Here is an 18723-nt window from a genome sequence, read left to right on the forward strand (position 1 = left end):
AAGAAAAGGTGTCCTTTCAAGGGCACCTTTTCTAGTCTCCAACTCCTCGTGCCCACAAAGCATCAGCAATACCGCGGGCACGGCGAATAGCCCGGATGATCACAGGGGTTCCAAAAGCTAAGACCGAGAAATCGGCGCCGCGTGCTTTGCGAGCATCGAGGACCTCATTGACGGTACTCAGCATCACCGGAATCAGACGTAAGGTCAGTGAGATGGCTAGCACAATGGCATCTACATTCATCCCATATCTAGCTAGTGGTCTGAGATAAAACTCTAGAGAATCCATGAGATCCTCGAGCCGAGTGGTGAGAGTAAAAAGCGTAGCGAGCACTAGTGCCGAAAAAATAACCAGCACCAATCTGGCCCCCTCGGCAATCCCAAGCTGCCACGCCTGAAAGAGACCGAGCATGATGAGCACAGGAAGGGCCGGCCATAGTTGGCCCCAAGCCACCTGAAGAGGGATTCTAGCGAGAGCATGAAGGGCCAGACCCGCCCCTACCAAAACCAGAGCTAGATAGACGCTATGCACCCAGATTGTTGTGGTCACAACGAAAATAAAAAGAAAGAGAAATTTCCAGATGGGAGCCAAGCGATGTATGACCGTGTCTCGGTCGATATAAACCCCGAGGGGAACAGAACGAATCATGCCGTCATCTCCTGCATGAGAGTCTCATAGCTCGCAATGACGTCCTCGGGTTTGCCGTCAGCATATATTCGATGATCATGAATGAGCAGCACGCGATCGAAATCGCGAATGAAATCTAGGTCGTGGGTAACCACGATCAGTTGCTGGGGGAGACGAGCAAAAGTCTTCTTTATCTCGAGCCTATTGCGCATATCGAGCAAGGTTGTAGGCTCGTCGGCAATTATGATATCTGGTTCGACCATCATGACACTAGCTAAAGCGAGGAGCTGTTTTTGGCCGCCGGATAGAAGATGCGGCGAGTGATCGTGGTGGGAAGCCAGGCCAAATTGCTCGAGTATGTCCTTTACCCGTTTTTGACGGTCGCTTTTGGGAAGCTTGAGGCGGCGCAGAGAAAAAGCAAGATCCTCGGCAACAGTAGGCATCACAATCTGATTATCGGCATCCGAAAAGACAAAACCTACTTTTCTGCGAATCTCTTTGCCCTTTTTGGCTACATCGATCCCATCCACGGTGACAGTACCGGTCGAGGCTTCGCTGAGACCGTTGATCAGCCGGATTAGAGTGGATTTACCACCGCCATTTGCCCCTATGATACCGATGCGCGACTCAGTGAGCTCGGTGGAAATATTACTAAGCACGAGCCGATCATCGTAGTTGACGGTTACCTTCTCGAATGCGATGACGCTCATGGGGATACTTTCGTTAAAAGCGCTGCACAGGGCTGTCCCCGTAGCAGCGCTAATGAATGCTTGTTTTATCGACGCTTGAGGTCTGGGAAAGCAGCATGAACTGCGAGGGCGATGAAGATGATGAACACAACCTTGGCAATATCAGGAAGAATGAACGGTCCTTGAGCCACTACCGCAGCAGTCAAATCCATGTTAGCGCGCAGCATTAACCCGACAACGCCGAAGAAATACTGCAGTAATAGGCCGGCGAAACCACCCAGAGTGATGAAGAGTGTGCTGCGTGCGCGGTCTGAATTGGGGGCACGATAGGCAATGAGACCTGCCACGAATGCAGCGCATACATAACCTACAAGATAGCCCACTGTGGGGCCAGCGAGGGCGGCGAAAAGAGTGCGTCCCCCCGCTAGGATTGGGAGGTTCAGTAGACCGATGCCCAAGAAAAGCAGAGCTACGCTAAGTCCGCGCTTCGGACCAAGAACGAGCCCAGCGAGAATTATGGCAGCGTTTTGCAATACAATAGGCACACCGGCTGTACCGATGGGGATGGCAACGAAGCCTAGAACAATGATCAGAGCTGTAAATACAGCAATATAGGCAAGATCTTGGACGCCTGCGCGTGAAGAGGACGAATTCATATTCATAACCATAGTATTTAACGCCGTTCAAGAAAAGCAGCCGCTCAATATATGGCTAAACTATCCCTATGCGATTGACGGAATTTCACCAATTGGTTAATGAAGAATTCGGCTCGGCTCAAGGTGCCTGGCTGGTCGATAGTCATGTTATCGAAAAATTTGGCAAAACTGCTCGGCAGTTACTAGCCGAGGGTACCGAAGTGCGAGAAATCTGGTGGGGGCTTTGTCACGATTTCCGCATTCCAGAGGAACGCTGGCTCGGTCAAGATCTTTAGAGTTGACAGAGCGCTAAGATTTCTTTTCGAACATATGTTCCTGTAAACTAACGGTTCGAACCATCTCATTTATTATGATTACACACAGATCGTTAAGGAACTGCAACTAATACAGAGCAGTCTTATAGAAGATGAATGCGGAGTGTTCGTTATAGCATCCCGCCTAAGACTGCCGACAAGAAAGAAGAATGCCCTATGGCTCCGAAGAAAACCACTAAATCTAAAGCGCCAGCTGGAAGCGACCGGACTAAAGCTCTAGATGCAGCGCTCGCTCTTATTGAAAAGGAGATTGGCAAAGGTGCTGTGATGCGTCTGGGTGACGAGAAACGTCCACCTATTAGTGCGATATCCTCTGGCAATACCGCAATCAATATCGCCCTTGGTATCGGTGGTTTTCCCCGCGGGCGCGTGGTAGAGATTTACGGTCCAGAATCTTCCGGTAAAACCACGGTAGCTCTGCACGCCATTGCAGAGGCGCAGAAGGCTGGCGGAATAGCGGCATTTATCGACGCTGAGCATGCTTTAGATCCTGAATATGCGCGTAAACTCGGTGTTGATACTGATGCGCTGTTAGTCTCGCAACCAGATCACGGTGAGCAGGCACTTGAGATTGCCGATATGCTAGTGCGCTCCGGTGCCATCGATATTATTGTCATCGACTCTGTCGCTGCTTTGACACCAAAAGCTGAAGTGGAGGGGGAGATGGGCGATTCTCACGTGGGACTGCAAGCCCGTTTGATGAGCCAGGCGCTGCGCAAAATGACTAGTGCTCTTTACAATTCAGGGACTACGGCGATTTTTATTAATCAGCTTCGAGAAAAAATTGGAGTGATGTTCGGTTCTCCCGAGACCACTACAGGTGGAAAAGCGCTCAAATTCTACGCTTCAGTACGCTGTGACGTGCGTCGTATCCAAACCCTGAAGGATGGCCAAGATGCCATTGGTAACCGGACTCGGTTGAAGGTGGTCAAGAATAAGGTTTCGCCTCCCTTTAAGGTTGCCGAATTCGACATCATGTACGGGGAGGGTATTTCTCGTGAATCTTCATTGATCGATCTGGGCGTTGATAACGGCATCATTAAAAAATCCGGTTCCTGGTTTACTTACGAGGGAGATCAGCTGGGACAGGGCAAGGAAAAAGTGCGGATTAATCTCCGCAATAGTCCAGAGTTGGCTGATGAGATCGAGCAAAAAATCCTACAAAAGCTTAAAGTGGGCGAGTATGCCGATACTGACGATGAACTCAGCGATGAGCCAGTAGATCTCGTGCCCAATGTTGATTTTGATGACGAGGACTAAAAAACTTCCACAATGACGTCGCACGCGCAAACACTCGCCGAACTGAAGAAAGCTCTTAACAATTACGCCGGAGATGGCAGCTCCCTATTCGACAAGGAAAAGGACAAACTTAAACAGCAAATCCGTAGGCGCGCCTTGTTGCTCCTCGATCAGCGGCCACGCTCCGAAGCGGAACTGCGATCGCGGTTGATGGATATGGAGTTCGCGGAAGCACTTATCGAGGAAGTCATTCACGATTTTCGCTCTTCGCGCCTTCTCGATGACGAGAGTTTCGCTTTTGAGTGGGTGCGACAGCGTCATGAGAAGAGGGGTAAGTCGAAACAGGCCCTAGACCACGAGCTTCGCGACAAAGGAATTGTTAAGGACCTCAGGCTAAAAGCACTCGCTCAAATCGACGAAAACGACGAGTATCGCGCCGCTCTAGCTCTTGCTGAGAAAAAGGCTCGGAGTGTACATACAGCCCCCTCTGATTACCAGGATTACCAAAAATTTCTGCGTCGTATTGTCGGCGTATTAGCGCGGCGCGGGTACTCAGATTCTCTAAGCCTAAACATCGGACGATCAGTGCTGGATGAGCGAATCAGTGAACTAAGCTCAGCGCGTAAGTTATAAAAGCACTCTAAAATCGCCCAGGGTCGCGCAGATCCTTGTGGTTTGGATCGTGCCAATCAACTATAACGGAATCCTTGGTATCGATTCCAGGATCGGGTTGATAGGGGACCGTGGCGAAAATATTCCGCCGAGCGCGCCCGGCGCGCAATTGGCGTTCCACCCTTTCCGCGAACACGGTGAGGGTGTAGTTGATGAGAATCATAATGGCTGCCACCACGACAAGTGAGGCTAGATAATTTCGGTTGAAAGCCGATGATTGAATACCCTGTCTGACTACCTCTACGAAACCAATCTGATAACCTAGCGCCGAATCTTTAATAGCGATCACCGCCTGAGCGATCAACGCCGGCAACATAGCGGCAATGGCCTGAGGGAGCATAACTGACCTCATCGTTTGTCCATGACTGAGGCCGAGAGCCGCAGCCGCCTCGTACTGTCCCCTGGGTAAATTCTTCATACCAGAGCGCAAAATTTCGGCTATGACCGAACCGTTGTACAAGGTGAGGGCGATTACGACCGCTGTGAAAGCTAGGTAACGAGGAAACACGATATTGTATACCGCGAGAAGCTGATAAGCGAAGATAATCAGAAGCAGGACGGGAATTGCGCGAAAAAACTCCACGAAGGCAGCGCAACACACAGAGATGATTCGCCATTGCGATAATTTTCCGAGCCCAAGGAGCACTCCGATGGCGATAGCTAGGATGATCGATGCAAAAGCCGACTGCAGGGTACCCAGGAGACCAGGAAGAAGGTAGGTCGTCCACGTATTAGCACGAAGAAAAGGGGTCCACTTATCGGCCTCGAGTTGTCCCTCTCTTCCCAGGATGGTGAAGATCCATCCAGCTATAGCGAGAGCCATAACCAAGGTAGCAAAGGTGTAGATGCGATTGAAGAGACGGCCGCGGGCGCCCGGAGTGTCGTAGAGAACTGTGGCACGAGTAGACATTATTTACTAACCGCCACTTTCTGCGAGACGCGGCCTACGATAAGCCCCATAGGGATCGTAAGAATCATGAAGCCAAGAGCAAAACATCCGGAAATGATCCACAGTTGGTTGGCATTCTTCTCAATAACCTCTTTCATCAAAAGAGATGCCTCAGCTACTCCTATAACCGAAGCTACGGTAGTGTTTTTGGTCAGGGCAATAAGGGTATTGCCGAGAGGGACAACAGCGGCTCTGAATGCTTGGGGGAATACTATAGCGATGAAGGTCTGCCGGAAATTAAGGCCCAAAGATCTCGCCGCTTCCGCCTGGCCGAAGTCCACGGTATTAATCCCAGCCCGCAAGCATTCTGCTACGAAAGCAGAGGTATAGATGGTGAATCCAATCACGGCGAGACGGAAGTTATTATCTACGAGATAAGATGTAGAGTCGCGCTGGGCTAATTGCAATCCGAGGGTTTGGTAGAGGCCGAAGGAACAGAACAGCACGACCAGGGTGAGCGGAGTATTTCTTATTGTATTGATATAGAAGGTGGCTAGCGTGCGCAGGATCCCAATCGGGGACACCCGCATAGATACCAGGATGGTCCCGATGGCCAGCGCCCCTAGTGCAGAAAGGATAGTCAGTTTAATGGTGGTCCAAAAAGCCGGAAGGATAGCTGGCCCGAGTTGTGCCCATAGTGCATCCATATAGTTCCTTCTCAATAGTTACCTCTACAATAAAGAGGCAAAAACTGCCATCTTCGATGGAAAGCATCTCAAAAATCAGCTGGGCTGATTGAGTGATCTAACCAATAAAGGCAAGGTCTCCTGGGACGTCAGTGGAGACACCAGTGGCATTTTTACCGAGGTTTTTGGTGATGAGCGCTGCAAAATCACCGGAGTCGTACATTTCTTGTAGTGCCTTGTTAACAGCGTCAGTAGCCTCTTGATCATCCTTGGCCAGGCCAATGCCATAATGTTCATCAGTGAAAGGCATACCGTCCTTAGTCATCTCGATCACTGTGAAGGCGCCTTCTTCCTGAGCTGCGTAGCCATTGAGAATAGTGGCGTCGGTGGTCATGGCATCGACATTGCCCTGGCGCAGCGCCTCCACGCATGAAGAGTAGGTGTCATATTCTTGAAGTTGCACGTCTGGAAGCGAGTCTTTGACCTTTTGGGCGGGGGTGGAGCCCGATACCGAACATAAAATCTTGCCAGCACCAAGATCTTCTAGCCTCGTGATTTGGTCATCATCTAAGCGCACGAGTAGTGCCTGATGAGTAAGCAGGTAGGGGCCACCAAAGTTGACAGCTTCAGTGCGCGATTTGTTGATCGAATAGGTGGCCGCGATGAGATCGACTTCGCCGTTTTGGATCAATGTTTCGCGTTGCGAAGAAGGACACTCGCGCCATGTTATTTCCGGCTCCTCCCAGCCGTTATCGGCAGCGATTCGGTTGACGATATGGGTGGCAACATCAACGTCAAGTCCGGTGAGTTCCCCCGAGGCTTCTTTGAGGCCGAGTCCAGGTTGATTGAATTTAGTTCCTACTGTGACTGATCCTGCTTCAATATGTGCGATTAGTCCTGCGCCAGACTCCTCGGTAGAACCGCAGCTGGTAAGGGTAGCTAATCCGGCAATTGCGAGGGTGGTCATAGAAGCAATAGAGGTGGAGTGAGAGTTTTTCATAAGTGGTTCTCCTAGAGATTTGTAAAGGGATTTAATTGGATAGGATTTTGCTGAGGAAATCTTGAGATCGCTCGTGCTGCGGATTATCGAAGAAGGACTGAGGATCGCTGTCTTCGATGATTTCACCGTCGGCCATGAAAAGAACTCGGTGCGCAGCCTTGCGTGCGAATCCCATTTCGTGAGTGACGCAGACCATAGTCATACCTTCGTGGGCAAGGTCTGTCATCACGTCGAGAACTTCGTTAACCATTTCAGGGTCTAAAGCAGAGGTCGGTTCGTCGAATAGCATCACCTTGGGTTGCATTGCCAGAGCACGGGCTATAGCAACTCGCTGCTGTTGGCCACCTGAGAGTTGAGCTGGATACTTTTTCGCTTGATTTCCAATTCCACCCCTGTCGAGCAAATCGAGGGCGAGGGCCTGAGCTGTGTTTTTAGGCATACCCCGCACCTTGATGGGGCCGAGCGTGACGTTGTCACGGATGGTCATATGAGGGAATAGGTTGAATGATTGGAAAACAATGCCCACCTCGCTGCGAAGCCGCGCGAGATCTTTTCCTTCTTCAGGTAGACGCTCACCGTCAATATAGATGGTGCCTTGTTCGATGGTTTCTAGTCTGTTAATCGCGCGACACAGCGTGGACTTGCCCGAGCCCGATGGCCCAATGACGACGACCACTTGACCGCGCGGTATATCGAGGTTGATATTTTTCAGAGCGTGGAAGTCATCGAAATACTTGTTGACGCCATCGAACCTGATAATAGGGAACCAATCAGAGGAGGGGCTCCCATGCCCGTATGTGTTTTGTGTCATAGTTCTAGCCTGGTGATGCCTATGTCACTGCAGTAAGGCGGGTGTGGGAAAAGTAGAAAAAGTGCTGCACGATCACGTGTGGCGGGGGTGAGGTATAAACGGCAGGGTAGTCTGATTAATTCTAAGAACGAAAGTTCTCGATGCAGTTCGTCAAAAATTAAGGCAAGCGCTAGAATCACCCAAGTGTCTGCCACCAATAATCCTTCAGCCCTTACCGATTCATCGCGGTCTCCACTTAGCTACGAGGTTCGCACCTTTGGCTGTCAGATGAATGTCCACGACTCAGAGCGCCTTTCGGGCCTGCTTGAGGAAGCCGGATATCAGCACGTCGCCGAAGGAAGAGACCCTGACCTTATAGTCTTTAATACATGCGCAGTTCGCGAAAATGCCGATATGCGACTGTATGGCACTCTTGGCAATCTGCGTGCACTCAAAGAGCAAAGACCACATATGCAAATAGCGGTGGGGGGTTGCCTGGCGCAAAAAGACAAAGATGTGGTGCTGAAAAAGGCTCCGTGGGTAGACGTAGTATTCGGAACCCACAATATCGGATCACTTCCGGCGCTTCTAGATCGGGCGCGGCACAACAACAAGGCCCAGGTAGAAATCCTTGACGCGCTTGAACAGTTCCCCTCCGTGCTCCCCGCCAAGCGTGAGTCGGCTTATGCGGGCTGGGTATCGGTATCGGTGGGATGTAATAATACCTGTACCTTCTGCATCGTTCCATCTCTCAGAGGCAAGGAAACAGACCGCCGCCCAGGTGATATTCTCAGCGAGGTACAGGCCTTGGTAGATCAAGGCGTTAGTGAGGTGACGTTGCTCGGGCAGAATGTTAATGCCTATGGTGTCCACTTTGCGGATCCAGATTTACCTCGCGATCGTTTCGCTTTTTCCAAGCTGCTGCGTGCCTGCGGGACAATAGACGGTTTGGAGCGATTGCGTTTTACTTCGCCTCACCCTGCTGAATTCACCTCAGATGTCATCGATGCGATGGCTGAGACACCCAATATCTGTCCCCAATTGCATATGCCTCTGCAATCGGGATCCGACAAGGTTCTCAAAGAGATGCGTCGCAGTTATCGGTCAAAGAAGTTCCTCAAAATATTGGAGGAAGTGCGGCACAAGATTCCACACGCTGCCATTACTACCGATATTATCGTGGGCTTTCCAGGCGAAACCGAGGAAGATTTCCAAGCAACTCTTGCTGTGGTAGAACAATCACGTTTCTCTTCTGCCTATACCTTCCAATACTCACCGCGGCCTGGAACTCCAGCAGCCGAGTATGAGAACCAGATACCCAAAGACGTTGTGCAAGAGCGGTACGAACGATTGATAGCACTGCAAGAGCAGATCAGCTTCGAAGAAAACTATAAGCTTATCGGCCGCCAAGTCGAGTTATTAGTGCAAGAAGCAGCAGGACGCAAAAATGAGCTCACCCACCGGCTCTCAGGGCGAGCTCGAGATGGTCGACTCGTTCACTTCGCACCACAAATGCACGCTGACGGTTCTTCGATCGATATTCGCCCCGGCGATATAGTCACCGTGGAAATCACTGGTGCGAAGTCCTATTATGTGACAGCTGACCACGGGGTATTGACCTACCGTGCGACAAAGGCCGGTGATATGAGCGCGCAAGGACAACTACCAACTACCCCGCCAGTTGGCGTGCGCCTGGGCCTGCCTCCCATCGGCCGGCCAGCTCGAGTACCGGACGAACAAGGTGGCTGTTGTTAGGGTGTAGAATGATGCTGCAACAAGCAATATGTTGATGGCGAGGAGAAATAGGTGTCAGCAAAGCTAGAGAATCTTAGCCCAGCACAATTAGCACTTGAGGAGCGGGAGGCATCACGCATCATCTCCTACCGCCCCTATGGGCCCTACCTCCGGCTTGCCCAATTATTCTTCGCGGTGGGCCTGCTCATACCGCATGCGGGTGATATGCGCGGTTGGCAGGTACTCTTCCTTCGCGCACCATCGGAGGGAATCCGCATCGGGATCGCGGAGCAGGTATTTGTTATTGTCTCCGCCCTCGGTGTGCTCGTCATGGGAGGTCTTCTGTTGACGACGTCTCGCACCATATTCGGCTGGGTGGCCTGGCTGCTGAGCGGAGTCGGTCTTGTTAGTTCCGTCTTCGCCTTGTGGATGCGATTGCAGGATAAAGAAGTAGGAGCGGCTCCAGGGATAGGTCCCGGATTTTATCTAGAGGTCGGATCCGTTATCTTTGCGGTAGTAGTGCTGAGCCTGATTGTGTGGCAGCGTACAGATCGGCAAAAGGAGATCGCCCAGATGCGAGCTGCCCGAGAAAACCTGGATGAAGTGGGATACGCCCAGCGCCAGGCGAGGGTAAATCCAGAGACGAATCCACTGCTTATTGATGACAGACGACAGCGAGCATCACGCAAACGAAAAATAAGACCGGTAGACGATTAGAAAAGCGGCCAAGATGGGTATCTTGGCCGCTTATTATTTAGCGATTTTCAACTGCGCTCAACGCAGCATCTGCCCATTCCTGCCACTGCTGAGCTTGCTCACGCAGTGACTGAGCTTTTTTGGCCTGCCCTTTTTCTTCGGCAGCAGTAGCCTGAGCATTAAGCTCCGTAACTTTGGCACTAAACTGAGCGGCGCGCGCCTGCGCCGCGGGATCGGTGCGCCGCCACTGCTCATCGGCAGCCTGAGTCACGCGCTTTTCCAGCTTGCCGATCTTCTGCTCGAATTCGCGCACCCTATCGCGAGGAACAAATCCGATGGCTTCCCACTTTTCCTGCAATTCTCGCAAGTGAGCTCGAGCCTTATCCAGCCCATTCTCGGGGTTGATCAGCGCATCATACTGATCGAGAAGCTCCTGCTTAGCCTGGGCGTTGTGCTCAAATTCCACATCACGCTCATGGGCCTGGGCATTACGTGCCTCGAAAAAGTGATCCTGGGCGCTCTTAAAAGCCTCCCACAATTTATCGTCAACGTCACGAGGTGCACGCCCAGCAGACTTCCACTCTTTCATCAAATCGCGGAAAGCTCGGGCGGTTTCGCCCCAATCCGTCGAGTCTTTTAATTCCTCTGCACGAGCGACAAGATCTTCTTTGACACGACGAGCTGCAGCGCGTCCTCGATCGAGTTCGGCAAAGTGAGCCCCCCGGCGCCGGTTGAAAGAATCTCGGGCCCGGGAATAGCGTTTCCACAAAGCGTCATCAGTCTTCCTATCGATGCCGCGAATGGTCTTCCACTCATCGAGGATTTCCCGAATCCGGTCACCCGCCTGTTTCCAGTCGGTGGACTTCTCCGCGAGATCCTCCGCCTCCAGGGCGAGCGCCTCCTTGCGCTTGATATTCTCTTCGCGGCGCCGTGCCTTTTCTTCCTTAGCCTTATGTCCTACTTCATCGGCATTTGCAATGGTAGATTTCAGACGATCTTCAAGGGCTGCAAGATCACCGATAACTGCAGCATCTGCGAGACTGGCAAAAAGTTCGTTAGCCTTAGTCTTGATATGCGATGCCTCATTAGGGTGACTGACGAGGCGGTTTTCCAGGTATGCGACCTCAGTTGCAAGATCATCGTATCGCGCCCCATAATGTGCGAGACCCTCAGCAGGAGTACCAGCCTGCCATGAGCCAATAAGACGATCCCCGTGAGCGGTGGTGACATAGGCGCTGCCGTCTTCCTCTACACGACCCCACTGAGTTGGATCGCTCACCGGTGTAGCGGTAACTATTGGTGCCACCGTGGCGGGCTTAGCACCAGCAAGAGTGCCAGGGCGGGGTACGGGTTTAGGGATACTGGTCATGGTCGGTGCCATCCTTTACTTCATGCGATCGTGCCGCGCGACGCGGCTGCCTCAACGGGAAACAACTAGAGAGAGCATCTCCCACTTCACAGAGCGGAGAGATGAAAATGCTCCTGTGATAAACATACCGCTGCAGCCAATGAATGTCATTGCTTGATGATCCCCCAGCTAACCAAGCGGGGGTAGAGAATCTAGCCACTCAGACACGCTAGAATGGTGTGGGAGAAATTTCAACGATCAGTCTCGAGGAAACTCTATGGCAAGCGATTTGATTCTCATTCCGCCTTCTCCGGCCATTATCCCCGGGATCGGTCGCGGTGATGAGCAAGGAGCCTTACTGTACCAGCGGGCGAGGGCAAAGCTCACCGAGCTAGTGACAGGGAAGGCCGCCTCAACTCGCATTGTGTACCGCAAGTGTAGACGTGACTTTACTCGTCACACCGGCAGCTTGCAGGCGTGGGCACCCACCTCGTATCGGGTCAGTTCAGGCCACTATCTACCAGAGATTATCGCTCGACACCTACTTCCATACGAAGAGGCTTCCATCACTCACACGAGTGAGTCTATAGGCCCCCTTTGCGATGGGGAGGTCATTATCCTCATGCTCGACGGAAGCGCCGGCATGACCGAACGCGCTCCTTTAAGTCTGCTACCGCAATCTAGCGCAAGTGATCGCTGGTGCCTCGATCTTCTCCAGGGAAGAAATTTTCGAAGGATCTCGTACAATTTTCTTCTCGAGGCCGGTGTGGAAAACCCCGACCTATGGTTAGAACTGGCCAACTACCGACAGGAATTCCTCAAATCTGAACTCATTCACGTCGACTCCAGCCTGGGAGTAGCGCGCTATGTTGCACATATCAATATCCGTGTGGATACTGCTCTACACTAGGACCTCAAGTATGCAACACGAAGGGATATTATGGCTGCCACTTTGCCTCATCCAGTGGCGATAATCGGGCCTACAGCCTCTGGAAAGTCCAGCCTGAGCATCGCACTTGCCCACCACCTTAATGCAGAGATTGTCAATACTGATTCCATGCAACTCTACCGGGGCATGGATATAGGGACCGCCAAACTCACCGTCGGTGAGCGCGAGGGAATACCGCATCACCTACTTGATATCCTCGATGTCACCGAACGGGCATCGGTTGCGAATTATCAAGCGCGAGCTATCGCCTGTGTAGAAGATATCCAACGACGCGGAAAAACCCCTCTACTCGTTGGTGGGTCCATGCTTTACGTACAATCGCTAATCGACGACTGGCAATTCCCTCCAACCGATCCTGGAGTAAGAGCCTATTGGGAACAGCGCCTCGAAACAGATGGCATTGACCAACTCCACGCCTATCTGCATCACCTCGACCCTGTCGCTGCAGAAATCATCGAAGATAAAGATCCTCGTAGGACCGTTCGCGCCCTTGAAGTCATTGAATTAACTGGTCAACCGTATAAAGCCTCGCAGCCAGATAAAAGCGCCGCGCCGCGCTGGAATACAACCATCATTGGTTTGGCTACCACACCTGAGTGGCTGAACCCACGAATCGAACAGCGCACCCACCTGATGTTCGATCGCGGCTTTGCAGCAGAAGTGGAAAATCTCTACCGCAACCATGGGTTACGAGCTGATTCGACTGCGGGCAGCGCCATAGGTTACTCCCAAATGCTGGAGGTACTCACCGGAAATATGGATCTTGAAGAGGCATGGGAGAAAACTGTGATAGGGACACGGCGATACGTCCGCCGCCAGCGATCGTGGTTCCGTAGAGATCCGCGGGTGCAGTGGATCAAGGCCAGCGGCGATACCCTATCTCAAACCATGGATATCCTAGAAACTATAAGTGCCCCTTAACCGAGAAAGGATCGATCAGTGAATACCTCAGCCCATCTCGTACCTTTTATAAAAGGTCATGGTACGGAAAATGACTTCATAATCGTTGTCGATCCAGCTGCCAGCTTAGATTTAGCCCCCGAGATCATCCAGGCCCTCTGCAACCGGCATTCCGGTATCGGTGCCGACGGGTTGCTGCGCGTTGCTCATGCCGGGGCGCTACAGGAAGGAGGCTATATCTCTGAGCTCGCCGAGGGCATTAACGCAACACACTGGTTTATGGACTACTACAACGCAGATGGATCAGTGGCCGAGATGTGCGGGAATGGACTACGAGTATTCGCCCACGTGCTCAGCGTGGAAGGCCTCGTGGGTACAACCGAATTTACGGTAGGAACACGCGCAGGGGCGCGTCGGGTGCGGGTTTTAGCCGCCGATCCTCACCGTGCGATGGTCAGCGTTGATATGGGATCGGTTCAGGTCCGCGGTCTATCCACGTGTACCGTAGCGGGACAAGCCTTTGCTGGATTAGCAGTGAGCACAGGTAACCCCCATCTTGCCTGTGTGGTACCTGGAATGACGGCAGAGCACCTTAATTCTCTGGAGATGGCGCCACCGGTCTTTGATCGTGATTTTTTCCCCTCTGGTGTGAATGTGGAGATCATTGCGCTCAAACCCGGTGGAGATATCTATATGCGTGTATATGAGCGCGGAGTAGGTGAGACCCGTTCCTGTGGAACGGGAACCGTAGCTGCGGCCGTGGCTGCTCTTGCAGATCGGGGGGATACCACTGGGACGCTGCACGTAGGGGTTCTCGGCGGCGAGGTGACTGTGGAAATTACCGAAGACAGGGCAATTTTGAGTGGCCCTTCGCAGATCGTAGCGCGGGGAACGATCGATCTTAAAGCCTATACTGATCGCTAGGAAGATTTGTAATCAGTGCCGAGCCGTTGGGCAGCGCGGCGTGCCCGTATCCACGACTCTTGCAGTTCGAGGGCTCGGGCATCGGTGATCTTGAGAAGTTCTTCTAGTTGGGTTACCGAGAGGTTGCGGCGCAAACGTGAATCGAGGCGGGAGACGAAGCGCTTGGACGTCTTAGACAAGAAGATAAACTCTGAAATATCGGGCTCCGTACAATCCGAGTCAGCTAGGGCTGGTCTTATGATTGTGCGATCAGCTAGATCGTCTGCCTCCATACCATGTAAGAATTTGTCGTACTCGGCCAATACGTCCTCAATATCCTCTTTCGACAGAGTGATCGAGGACTTCAGGGCCGAGCCCTCCTGATAATTTGGTTGGAATTTAGTAATGAGAAAGACCCCCGCCAGGATGAAGACAGACAGTAAGACTCCCTCGATTTTGAAAAAGAAGATCAACAGTGCACAGCACACCAGCACCACGGGCCACGGCCACGTTGGCTGGGGGTTCCCACCGTCGATTGCTTCTAATTCGCTCATAAGGCCTTCAGATTACAAGATCTCGTCTCTTAGCGTCTAATTATTAATGGCTGCCGCAACCACCGGAGCCGCAGCCGCAACCCCCCGAACTACAGCCCTGAGGAGCGACTACAGATCCCACCAAGAGAGCTTCGCCCGTGATGACGCTGCCCTTCACAGGCAGCTCTGTTTGGTATGGCATGCATAGGTCCAATGCTATCGAAGCATCGATAGTGCAGTGTATGAACTGCTGACCATTGAGGGCGTTACGGCGATACTCGGCTTGCAAGACGCGCGCGCTAAATTTAACAGCGGCTGTTGGAGCAGAGGCAGCTGAGCCAGCGTTAATTACTTCGGCTCCTGGAGATTCGATGTACCCCGATTCACGACCGGAGGCATCGCGATATCTTTGTTCATCTGGGTGTATGACGAGTGTGTGCTCGTCAACCAGCGCCGTGATACCCACTTGTTGCCAGCGCTGTTGTGACTCATCGACCAACAACGGACCTTGAGCGAGATTAACTGTCAGGGTCGTGATCGGAGCGCCGTGGCAATCAACAACCTCCACAAGTGCGAGCACATCATTGATCATCGCGATATGCCCAAAATTCGTGGTCTCGGCTTCAAACCCCGCGAATGTTGCGAAGGGTTCCACAGCTAGGATATTGATCTGAGCCCCAGAGGGGTCGGCGTATTGGATTAATTGTCCGCCGCGAACCTCGCCTGTGACAGAGAGATTATTAGTAGCAATAGCTGCCTCCACGGCATCTTGCCAGTGCTCGTAGTTCAAGCCTAGGGCTTCCAAATCATGACTCATAGGACCCATACTATCCAGTGGGATCGGTCTTTACCATTTTATGAATACCAGTTAAATATTGGCCAAGACTGCCTAGGAAGTGAGACAATGAGTAGTAACGATGAACAATAATAAGAAAAATAACGAAATCGACCACGACGCACTACTCGCCCAAGCTTTCAGCGACCACCAGCAGACAGTACCCACCGAGCCTTCCGGCCACGACCTCACCGGCCTAGTGAGCGCTCAACCTACGGTCGGTGAACTCGATTTGGAACAGCGTAGTTCCTTAAGGCGAATCGGCGGTGAGTCCGAACTCCATGCGACCGACCAAGAAGACGGTTATGACGTCGAGTATCGGAAGCTCCGTCTCGAGCGAGTCATCCTCGTGGGCGTGTGGACCGAGGGCACTACCGCCGAGATCGAAGCAACAATGCAGGAATTGGCAGCTCTCGCAGAGACTGCAGGCTCGCATATCACCGATATGTTCTACCAAAAGCGAGACCGTCCCGACCCCAGTACCTATATCGGCTCCGGTAAAGTTAAAGAACTCAAAGAGATCGTTAATGACACCGGAGTAGATACTGTTATCTGCGATGGTGAGCTAAGTCCCAGCCAGATGATTGCACTAGAGAAAGCTCTCGATGTCAAAGTTATCGACCGCACCATGCTGATTCTCGATATCTTTGCGCAACATGCGAAGAGTAAAGAAGGAAAAGCACAGGTCTCGCTTGCACAAATGGAATATCTGATTACTCGCGTTCGTGGGTGGGGTGGGGCACTATCACGCCAAGCGGGTGGACGTGCAGGCTCCAATGGTGGTGTCGGTCTGCGTGGTCCTGGCGAAACTAAAATTGAAGCCGATCGCCGCCGACTTCGTTCTGATATGGCGAAGCTACGTCGAGAGATCTCTGGGATGAAGACCGCCCGTGACGTTAAGCGCTCACAGCGCCGCGATTCCTCGATCCCCCAGATAGCCATCGCGGGCTATACCAATGCTGGAAAATCCTCGTTGATCAATGCCATGACAGGGGCCGGGGTATTGGTGGAGAACGCCCTCTTCGCCACCCTTGATCCCACCACGAGAAAAGCAGAACTTGGCGATGGTCGCCACGTGGTCTTCACCGACACGGTCGGCTTTGTGCGCCACCTTCCCACGCAGTTGGTCGAGGCCTTCCGATCAACCCTTGAAGAGGTTGTGGAGGCAGATCTGGTCCTCCATGTTGTCGACGGTTCGGATCCCTTTCCGCTCAAGCAAATCGCTGCTGTTAACGAGGTGATCGGTGAAATCGTGCGTGAGCAAAAAGCCGACGCTCCCCCGGAGATCATCGTGGTGAACAAGATTGATCAGGCTGATCCGTTGGTTCTCGCTGAATTGCGACATGCGCTCGACGATGTTGTCTTCGTCTCTGCCAAAACTGGTGAGGGTATTCCAGCGTTAGAAGCTCGAGTTGAGCTTTTCCTCAACTCCCTCGATGCCCATGCCGAGCTGCTCATCCCCTATACCCGTGGCGATATCGTCTCTAAGCTGCACCACCTGGGAACAGTGCTGCAGGAATCCCACACCGAAGAGGGAACGAGGATGGACGTTCGCTTACCTCAGTTTATGGCCAACCAGTTGGCGGAGTTCCAGATCGCCTCTGCGGAAGGTCATGCCTAGAGCCTGGTTGGGGGAGAAATTTACAAAACGTCATATGCCGTTGGATAATAAGCCTTTGTGAGTAAATCTACCCTGGGCTGGGCCCTCCACGGAGACGGCAAGACAATTCAACCTAGTGCAGTTGTAGCACCTGAAGAGCGACTTAGTTGGGGTCGCACCATCGGGATCGGTATGCAGCATGTGATCGCCATGTTTGGCGCTACGCTCTTGGTGCCTACCCTTACTGGTTTCCCCGTTAATACCACTTTATTGTTCTCAGGTTTGGGGACAATGATCTTCCTTTTGGTCACCAGGAATCGCCTGCCTTCCTATTTAGGCTCGTCGTTTGGCTTTATCGCGCCCCTCATGGCGAGCCAATCCGAGGGGATCGCAGTGCAGTTAGGTGGCGTATTCGCTGCCGGTATCGCCCTCATCGCGGTGGGTTTTATTGTTAAGGCGATGGGTAAGCGGGTCATCGATATGGTGATGCCGCCGGCTGTCACGGGAGCGATCGTGGCTCTCATAGGTCTCAATCTTTCACCAGCAGCCGTCAATAATTTCCAAGAGCAGCCAGTGGTGGCATCAGTCACCCTGGCTGCAATTTTATTTTGCACGGTTGCTGGTCGCGGAATGATCGCGCGGTTGGGAATCCTTCTAGGTGTCATTATCGGCTGGTTATTTGCAGCCATAAGTGGCAATCTTTCGGAGGGGGCCCGCGAGACTATAGCTGCGGCACCATGGGTTGGTTTGCCACAATTTCATACGCCGCAGTTTACCGCTTCCGCAATCCTTATTACCCTACCGGTGGTCATTGTCCTCATCGCTGAGAATGTCGGTCATGTTAAAGCAGTCAGTGAAATGACTGGACGCGACCTCGACGACCTTGCGGGTGATGCTCTTATTGCTGACGGAATTGGTACCACCCTAGCTGGCGGCTTCGGTGGTTCCGGTACTACTACTTATGCCGAAAATATTGGTGTTATGGCTGCTACCAGGGTGTATTCAACAGCTGCGTATTGGATTGCGGCACTGACTGCCGTGATTCTAGCCTTCATTCCAAAATTTGGTGCTTTAATCTTCACGATTCCTGTCGGTGTTCTCGGTGGGGCAGCATTGGTGCTCTACGGTCTCATCGGCATGTTAGGCGTGCGAATTTGGCAAGACAATCATGTTAACTTTAACAATCCGGTTAATCTAACCGCCGCCGCTATCGCCTTGGTCGCAGGCATTGGTAATCTCACCCTTCCGATATTTGGAGTAGAACTAGAAGGCATAGCGTTGGGTTCTGTTGGCATTATTATCATCTACCCGCTATTGAAACGGGTGTATACTACCCTGGGCGAAGGCCAGAACGCACAGTTCTGAGCTGTGTTTTGATATTAGTCTTCCAACTTCTAACCCCTTGAGCTTACCCTTGGGGTCTTCCTGTCCTATACCCCGAGCCTGCTGTCGCGGCTGATTTTATTCCTCGATCCTGAGATAAATCCTGGACCCAATCGTGATCATGGTGGATATCTTTAGGGGCGGCGCATGTGTAGGTGGAGTTTTGTCTCTCTTTTCTCTTGAAAAATAGGCCTTGGATAGAGGGATCGATGCGATCGTGTTGGTATATGCTGTGCTCCGCCGGCTAGTTGTCGGCTATCTACGAAAGTGGTCGCGCATATT

Annotated in this window: 20 protein-coding genes; 10 read left to right on the plus strand and 10 right to left on the minus strand. The window is 52.3% G+C overall.

What is annotated here, in order from left to right; all coding sequences use genetic code 11:
- Positions 1-31: 31 nt before the first annotated feature.
- From NXT00_RS00890 to NXT00_RS00900, 3 genes are all read right to left on the minus strand, one after another.
- A complete protein-coding gene (locus NXT00_RS00890; RefSeq protein ID WP_259076428.1) occupies positions 32-646 on the minus strand; it encodes an energy-coupling factor transporter transmembrane protein EcfT in 615 nt (204 codons plus the stop codon).
- Positions 643-1335, minus strand: a complete 693-nt coding sequence (locus tag NXT00_RS00895; RefSeq protein ID WP_259157705.1) for an energy-coupling factor ABC transporter ATP-binding protein — start codon at positions 1333-1335, stop codon at positions 643-645. The genes NXT00_RS00890 and NXT00_RS00895 overlap by 4 nt, the downstream gene beginning before the upstream one ends.
- A 65-nt stretch (positions 1336-1400) precedes the next feature.
- A complete protein-coding gene (locus tag NXT00_RS00900) occupies positions 1401-1970 on the minus strand; it encodes a biotin transporter BioY (RefSeq protein ID WP_259077090.1) in 570 nt (189 codons plus the stop codon).
- A 68-nt stretch (positions 1971-2038) separates the two neighbouring features.
- On the opposite strand from NXT00_RS00900, the gene NXT00_RS00905 reads away from it, so the two are divergent.
- The 3 genes from NXT00_RS00905 (at position 2039) to NXT00_RS00915 (ending at position 4156) form a co-directional block, all read left to right on the plus strand.
- Positions 2039-2245: a DUF3046 domain-containing protein gene (locus NXT00_RS00905; RefSeq protein WP_259157707.1), complete on the plus strand. Its 207-nt coding sequence runs from the start codon at positions 2039-2041 to the stop codon at positions 2243-2245.
- Positions 2246-2440: 195 nt separating this feature from the next.
- The gene (gene recA / locus NXT00_RS00910; protein ID WP_259076434.1) at positions 2441-3544 is read left to right on the plus strand and encodes a recombinase RecA; all 1104 of its coding nucleotides are present in this window, start codon (positions 2441-2443) and stop codon (positions 3542-3544) included.
- Positions 3545-3556: 12 nt separating this feature from the next.
- Positions 3557-4156, plus strand: coding sequence for a regulatory protein RecX (locus tag NXT00_RS00915; protein ID WP_259157709.1), 600 nt, complete (start codon positions 3557-3559; stop codon positions 4154-4156).
- A 7-nt stretch (positions 4157-4163) separates the two neighbouring features.
- On the opposite strand, the gene NXT00_RS00920 is transcribed toward NXT00_RS00915, so the two are convergent.
- The 4 genes from NXT00_RS00920 to NXT00_RS00935 form a co-directional block, all read right to left on the minus strand.
- Positions 4164-5105: an amino acid ABC transporter permease gene (locus NXT00_RS00920; RefSeq protein ID WP_259157712.1), complete on the minus strand. Its 942-nt coding sequence runs from the start codon at positions 5103-5105 to the stop codon at positions 4164-4166.
- Positions 5105-5791, minus strand: a complete 687-nt coding sequence (locus NXT00_RS00925) for an amino acid ABC transporter permease (RefSeq protein WP_259157713.1) — start codon at positions 5789-5791, stop codon at positions 5105-5107. Before NXT00_RS00925 ends, NXT00_RS00920 begins: the two co-directional genes overlap by 1 nt.
- A gap of 97 nt (positions 5792-5888) precedes the next feature.
- A complete protein-coding gene (locus NXT00_RS00930) occupies positions 5889-6770 on the minus strand; it encodes a glutamate ABC transporter substrate-binding protein (RefSeq protein WP_259157715.1) in 882 nt (293 codons plus the stop codon).
- A gap of 31 nt (positions 6771-6801) precedes the next feature.
- Complete coding sequence (locus NXT00_RS00935; RefSeq protein WP_259157850.1) at positions 6802-7530, minus strand: amino acid ABC transporter ATP-binding protein; 729 nt, start codon at positions 7528-7530, stop codon at positions 6802-6804.
- A 234-nt stretch (positions 7531-7764) separates the two neighbouring features.
- Here NXT00_RS00935 and miaB point away from each other — a divergent pair, with 234 nt between their 5' ends.
- Both miaB and NXT00_RS00945 read left to right on the plus strand, forming a co-directional pair.
- Complete coding sequence (gene miaB / locus NXT00_RS00940) at positions 7765-9315, plus strand: tRNA (N6-isopentenyl adenosine(37)-C2)-methylthiotransferase MiaB (RefSeq protein ID WP_259076443.1); 1551 nt, start codon at positions 7765-7767, stop codon at positions 9313-9315.
- 51 nt (positions 9316-9366) lie between these two features.
- A complete protein-coding gene (locus NXT00_RS00945; RefSeq protein ID WP_259076445.1) occupies positions 9367-10011 on the plus strand; it encodes a hypothetical protein in 645 nt (214 codons plus the stop codon).
- 37 nt (positions 10012-10048) lie between these two features.
- On the opposite strand, the gene NXT00_RS00950 is transcribed toward NXT00_RS00945, so the two are convergent.
- Positions 10049-11359, minus strand: coding sequence for a DUF349 domain-containing protein (locus NXT00_RS00950; RefSeq protein WP_259076446.1), 1311 nt, complete (start codon positions 11357-11359; stop codon positions 10049-10051).
- 256 nt (positions 11360-11615) lie between these two features.
- On the opposite strand from NXT00_RS00950, the gene NXT00_RS00955 reads away from it, so the two are divergent.
- The 3 genes from NXT00_RS00955 to dapF are packed head-to-tail and all read left to right on the plus strand — an operon-like array spanning position 11616 to position 14111.
- On the plus strand, positions 11616-12248 hold the full coding sequence (locus tag NXT00_RS00955) for a hypothetical protein (protein WP_259076448.1): 633 nt from the start codon (positions 11616-11618) through the stop codon (positions 12246-12248).
- A gap of 30 nt (positions 12249-12278) precedes the next feature.
- The gene (gene miaA / locus NXT00_RS00960; RefSeq protein ID WP_396124889.1) at positions 12279-13208 is read left to right on the plus strand and encodes a tRNA (adenosine(37)-N6)-dimethylallyltransferase MiaA; all 930 of its coding nucleotides are present in this window, start codon (positions 12279-12281) and stop codon (positions 13206-13208) included.
- Between the two features lie 18 nt (positions 13209-13226).
- Positions 13227-14111 carry a diaminopimelate epimerase gene (dapF, locus tag NXT00_RS00965; RefSeq protein ID WP_259076450.1) on the plus strand — a complete coding sequence of 295 codons (885 nt, stop codon included), beginning with the start codon at positions 13227-13229 and terminating at the stop codon, positions 14109-14111.
- Here dapF and NXT00_RS00970 read toward each other — a convergent pair.
- A complete protein-coding gene (locus NXT00_RS00970) occupies positions 14108-14644 on the minus strand; it encodes a hypothetical protein (RefSeq protein ID WP_259076452.1) in 537 nt (178 codons plus the stop codon). The two genes, dapF and NXT00_RS00970, sit on opposite strands and share 4 nt — an antisense overlap.
- 43 nt (positions 14645-14687) lie before the next feature.
- Positions 14688-15440 carry a hypothetical protein gene (locus NXT00_RS00975; RefSeq protein WP_259076454.1) on the minus strand — a complete coding sequence of 251 codons (753 nt, stop codon included), beginning with the start codon at positions 15438-15440 and terminating at the stop codon, positions 14688-14690.
- A 100-nt stretch (positions 15441-15540) separates the two neighbouring features.
- Between NXT00_RS00975 and hflX the strand changes: the two genes are divergently transcribed.
- Positions 15541-17079, plus strand: a complete 1539-nt coding sequence (gene hflX / locus NXT00_RS00980) for a GTPase HflX (protein ID WP_259157722.1) — start codon at positions 15541-15543, stop codon at positions 17077-17079.
- Between the two features lie 57 nt (positions 17080-17136).
- Positions 17137-18423 (plus strand): uracil-xanthine permease family protein, encoded by a 1287-nt coding sequence (locus NXT00_RS00985; protein ID WP_259157725.1) that lies wholly within the window; start codon positions 17137-17139, stop codon positions 18421-18423.
- Positions 18424-18723 lie beyond the last annotated feature (300 nt).

Source organism: Corynebacterium sp. ES2715-CONJ3 (genome assembly GCF_024814365.1).
Lineage (GTDB): Bacteria > Actinomycetota > Actinomycetes > Mycobacteriales > Mycobacteriaceae > Corynebacterium.

Bases quoted from the DNA above. Each gene is read 5' to 3' on its own strand.
- NXT00_RS00890 (WP_259076428.1), bottom strand. From the start codon at position 646: ATGATTCGTTCTGTTCCCCTCGGGGTTTATATCGACCGAGACACGGTC.
- NXT00_RS00895 (WP_259157705.1), bottom strand. From the start codon at position 1,335: ATGAGCGTCATCGCATTCGAGAAGGTAACCGTCAACTACGATGATCGG.
- NXT00_RS00900 (WP_259077090.1), bottom strand. From the start codon at position 1,970: ATGAATTCGTCCTCTTCACGCGCAGGCGTCCAAGATCTTGCCTATATT.
- NXT00_RS00905 (WP_259157707.1), top strand. From the start codon at position 2,039: ATGCGATTGACGGAATTTCACCAATTGGTTAATGAAGAATTCGGCTCG.
- recA (WP_259076434.1), top strand. From the start codon at position 2,441: ATGGCTCCGAAGAAAACCACTAAATCTAAAGCGCCAGCTGGAAGCGAC.
- NXT00_RS00915 (WP_259157709.1), top strand. From the start codon at position 3,557: ATGACGTCGCACGCGCAAACACTCGCCGAACTGAAGAAAGCTCTTAAC.
- NXT00_RS00920 (WP_259157712.1), bottom strand. From the start codon at position 5,105: ATGTCTACTCGTGCCACAGTTCTCTACGACACTCCGGGCGCCCGCGGC.
- NXT00_RS00925 (WP_259157713.1), bottom strand. From the start codon at position 5,791: ATGGATGCACTATGGGCACAACTCGGGCCAGCTATCCTTCCGGCTTTT.
- NXT00_RS00930 (WP_259157715.1), bottom strand. From the start codon at position 6,770: ATGAAAAACTCTCACTCCACCTCTATTGCTTCTATGACCACCCTCGCA.
- NXT00_RS00950 (WP_259076446.1), bottom strand. From the start codon at position 11,359: ATGACCAGTATCCCTAAACCCGTACCCCGCCCTGGCACTCTTGCTGGT.
- NXT00_RS00955 (WP_259076448.1), top strand. From the start codon at position 11,616: ATGGCAAGCGATTTGATTCTCATTCCGCCTTCTCCGGCCATTATCCCC.
- miaA (WP_396124889.1), top strand. From the start codon at position 12,279: ATGGCTGCCACTTTGCCTCATCCAGTGGCGATAATCGGGCCTACAGCC.
- NXT00_RS00970 (WP_259076452.1), bottom strand. From the start codon at position 14,644: ATGAGCGAATTAGAAGCAATCGACGGTGGGAACCCCCAGCCAACGTGG.
- NXT00_RS00975 (WP_259076454.1), bottom strand. From the start codon at position 15,440: ATGAGTCATGATTTGGAAGCCCTAGGCTTGAACTACGAGCACTGGCAA.
- hflX (WP_259157722.1), top strand. From the start codon at position 15,541: ATGAACAATAATAAGAAAAATAACGAAATCGACCACGACGCACTACTC.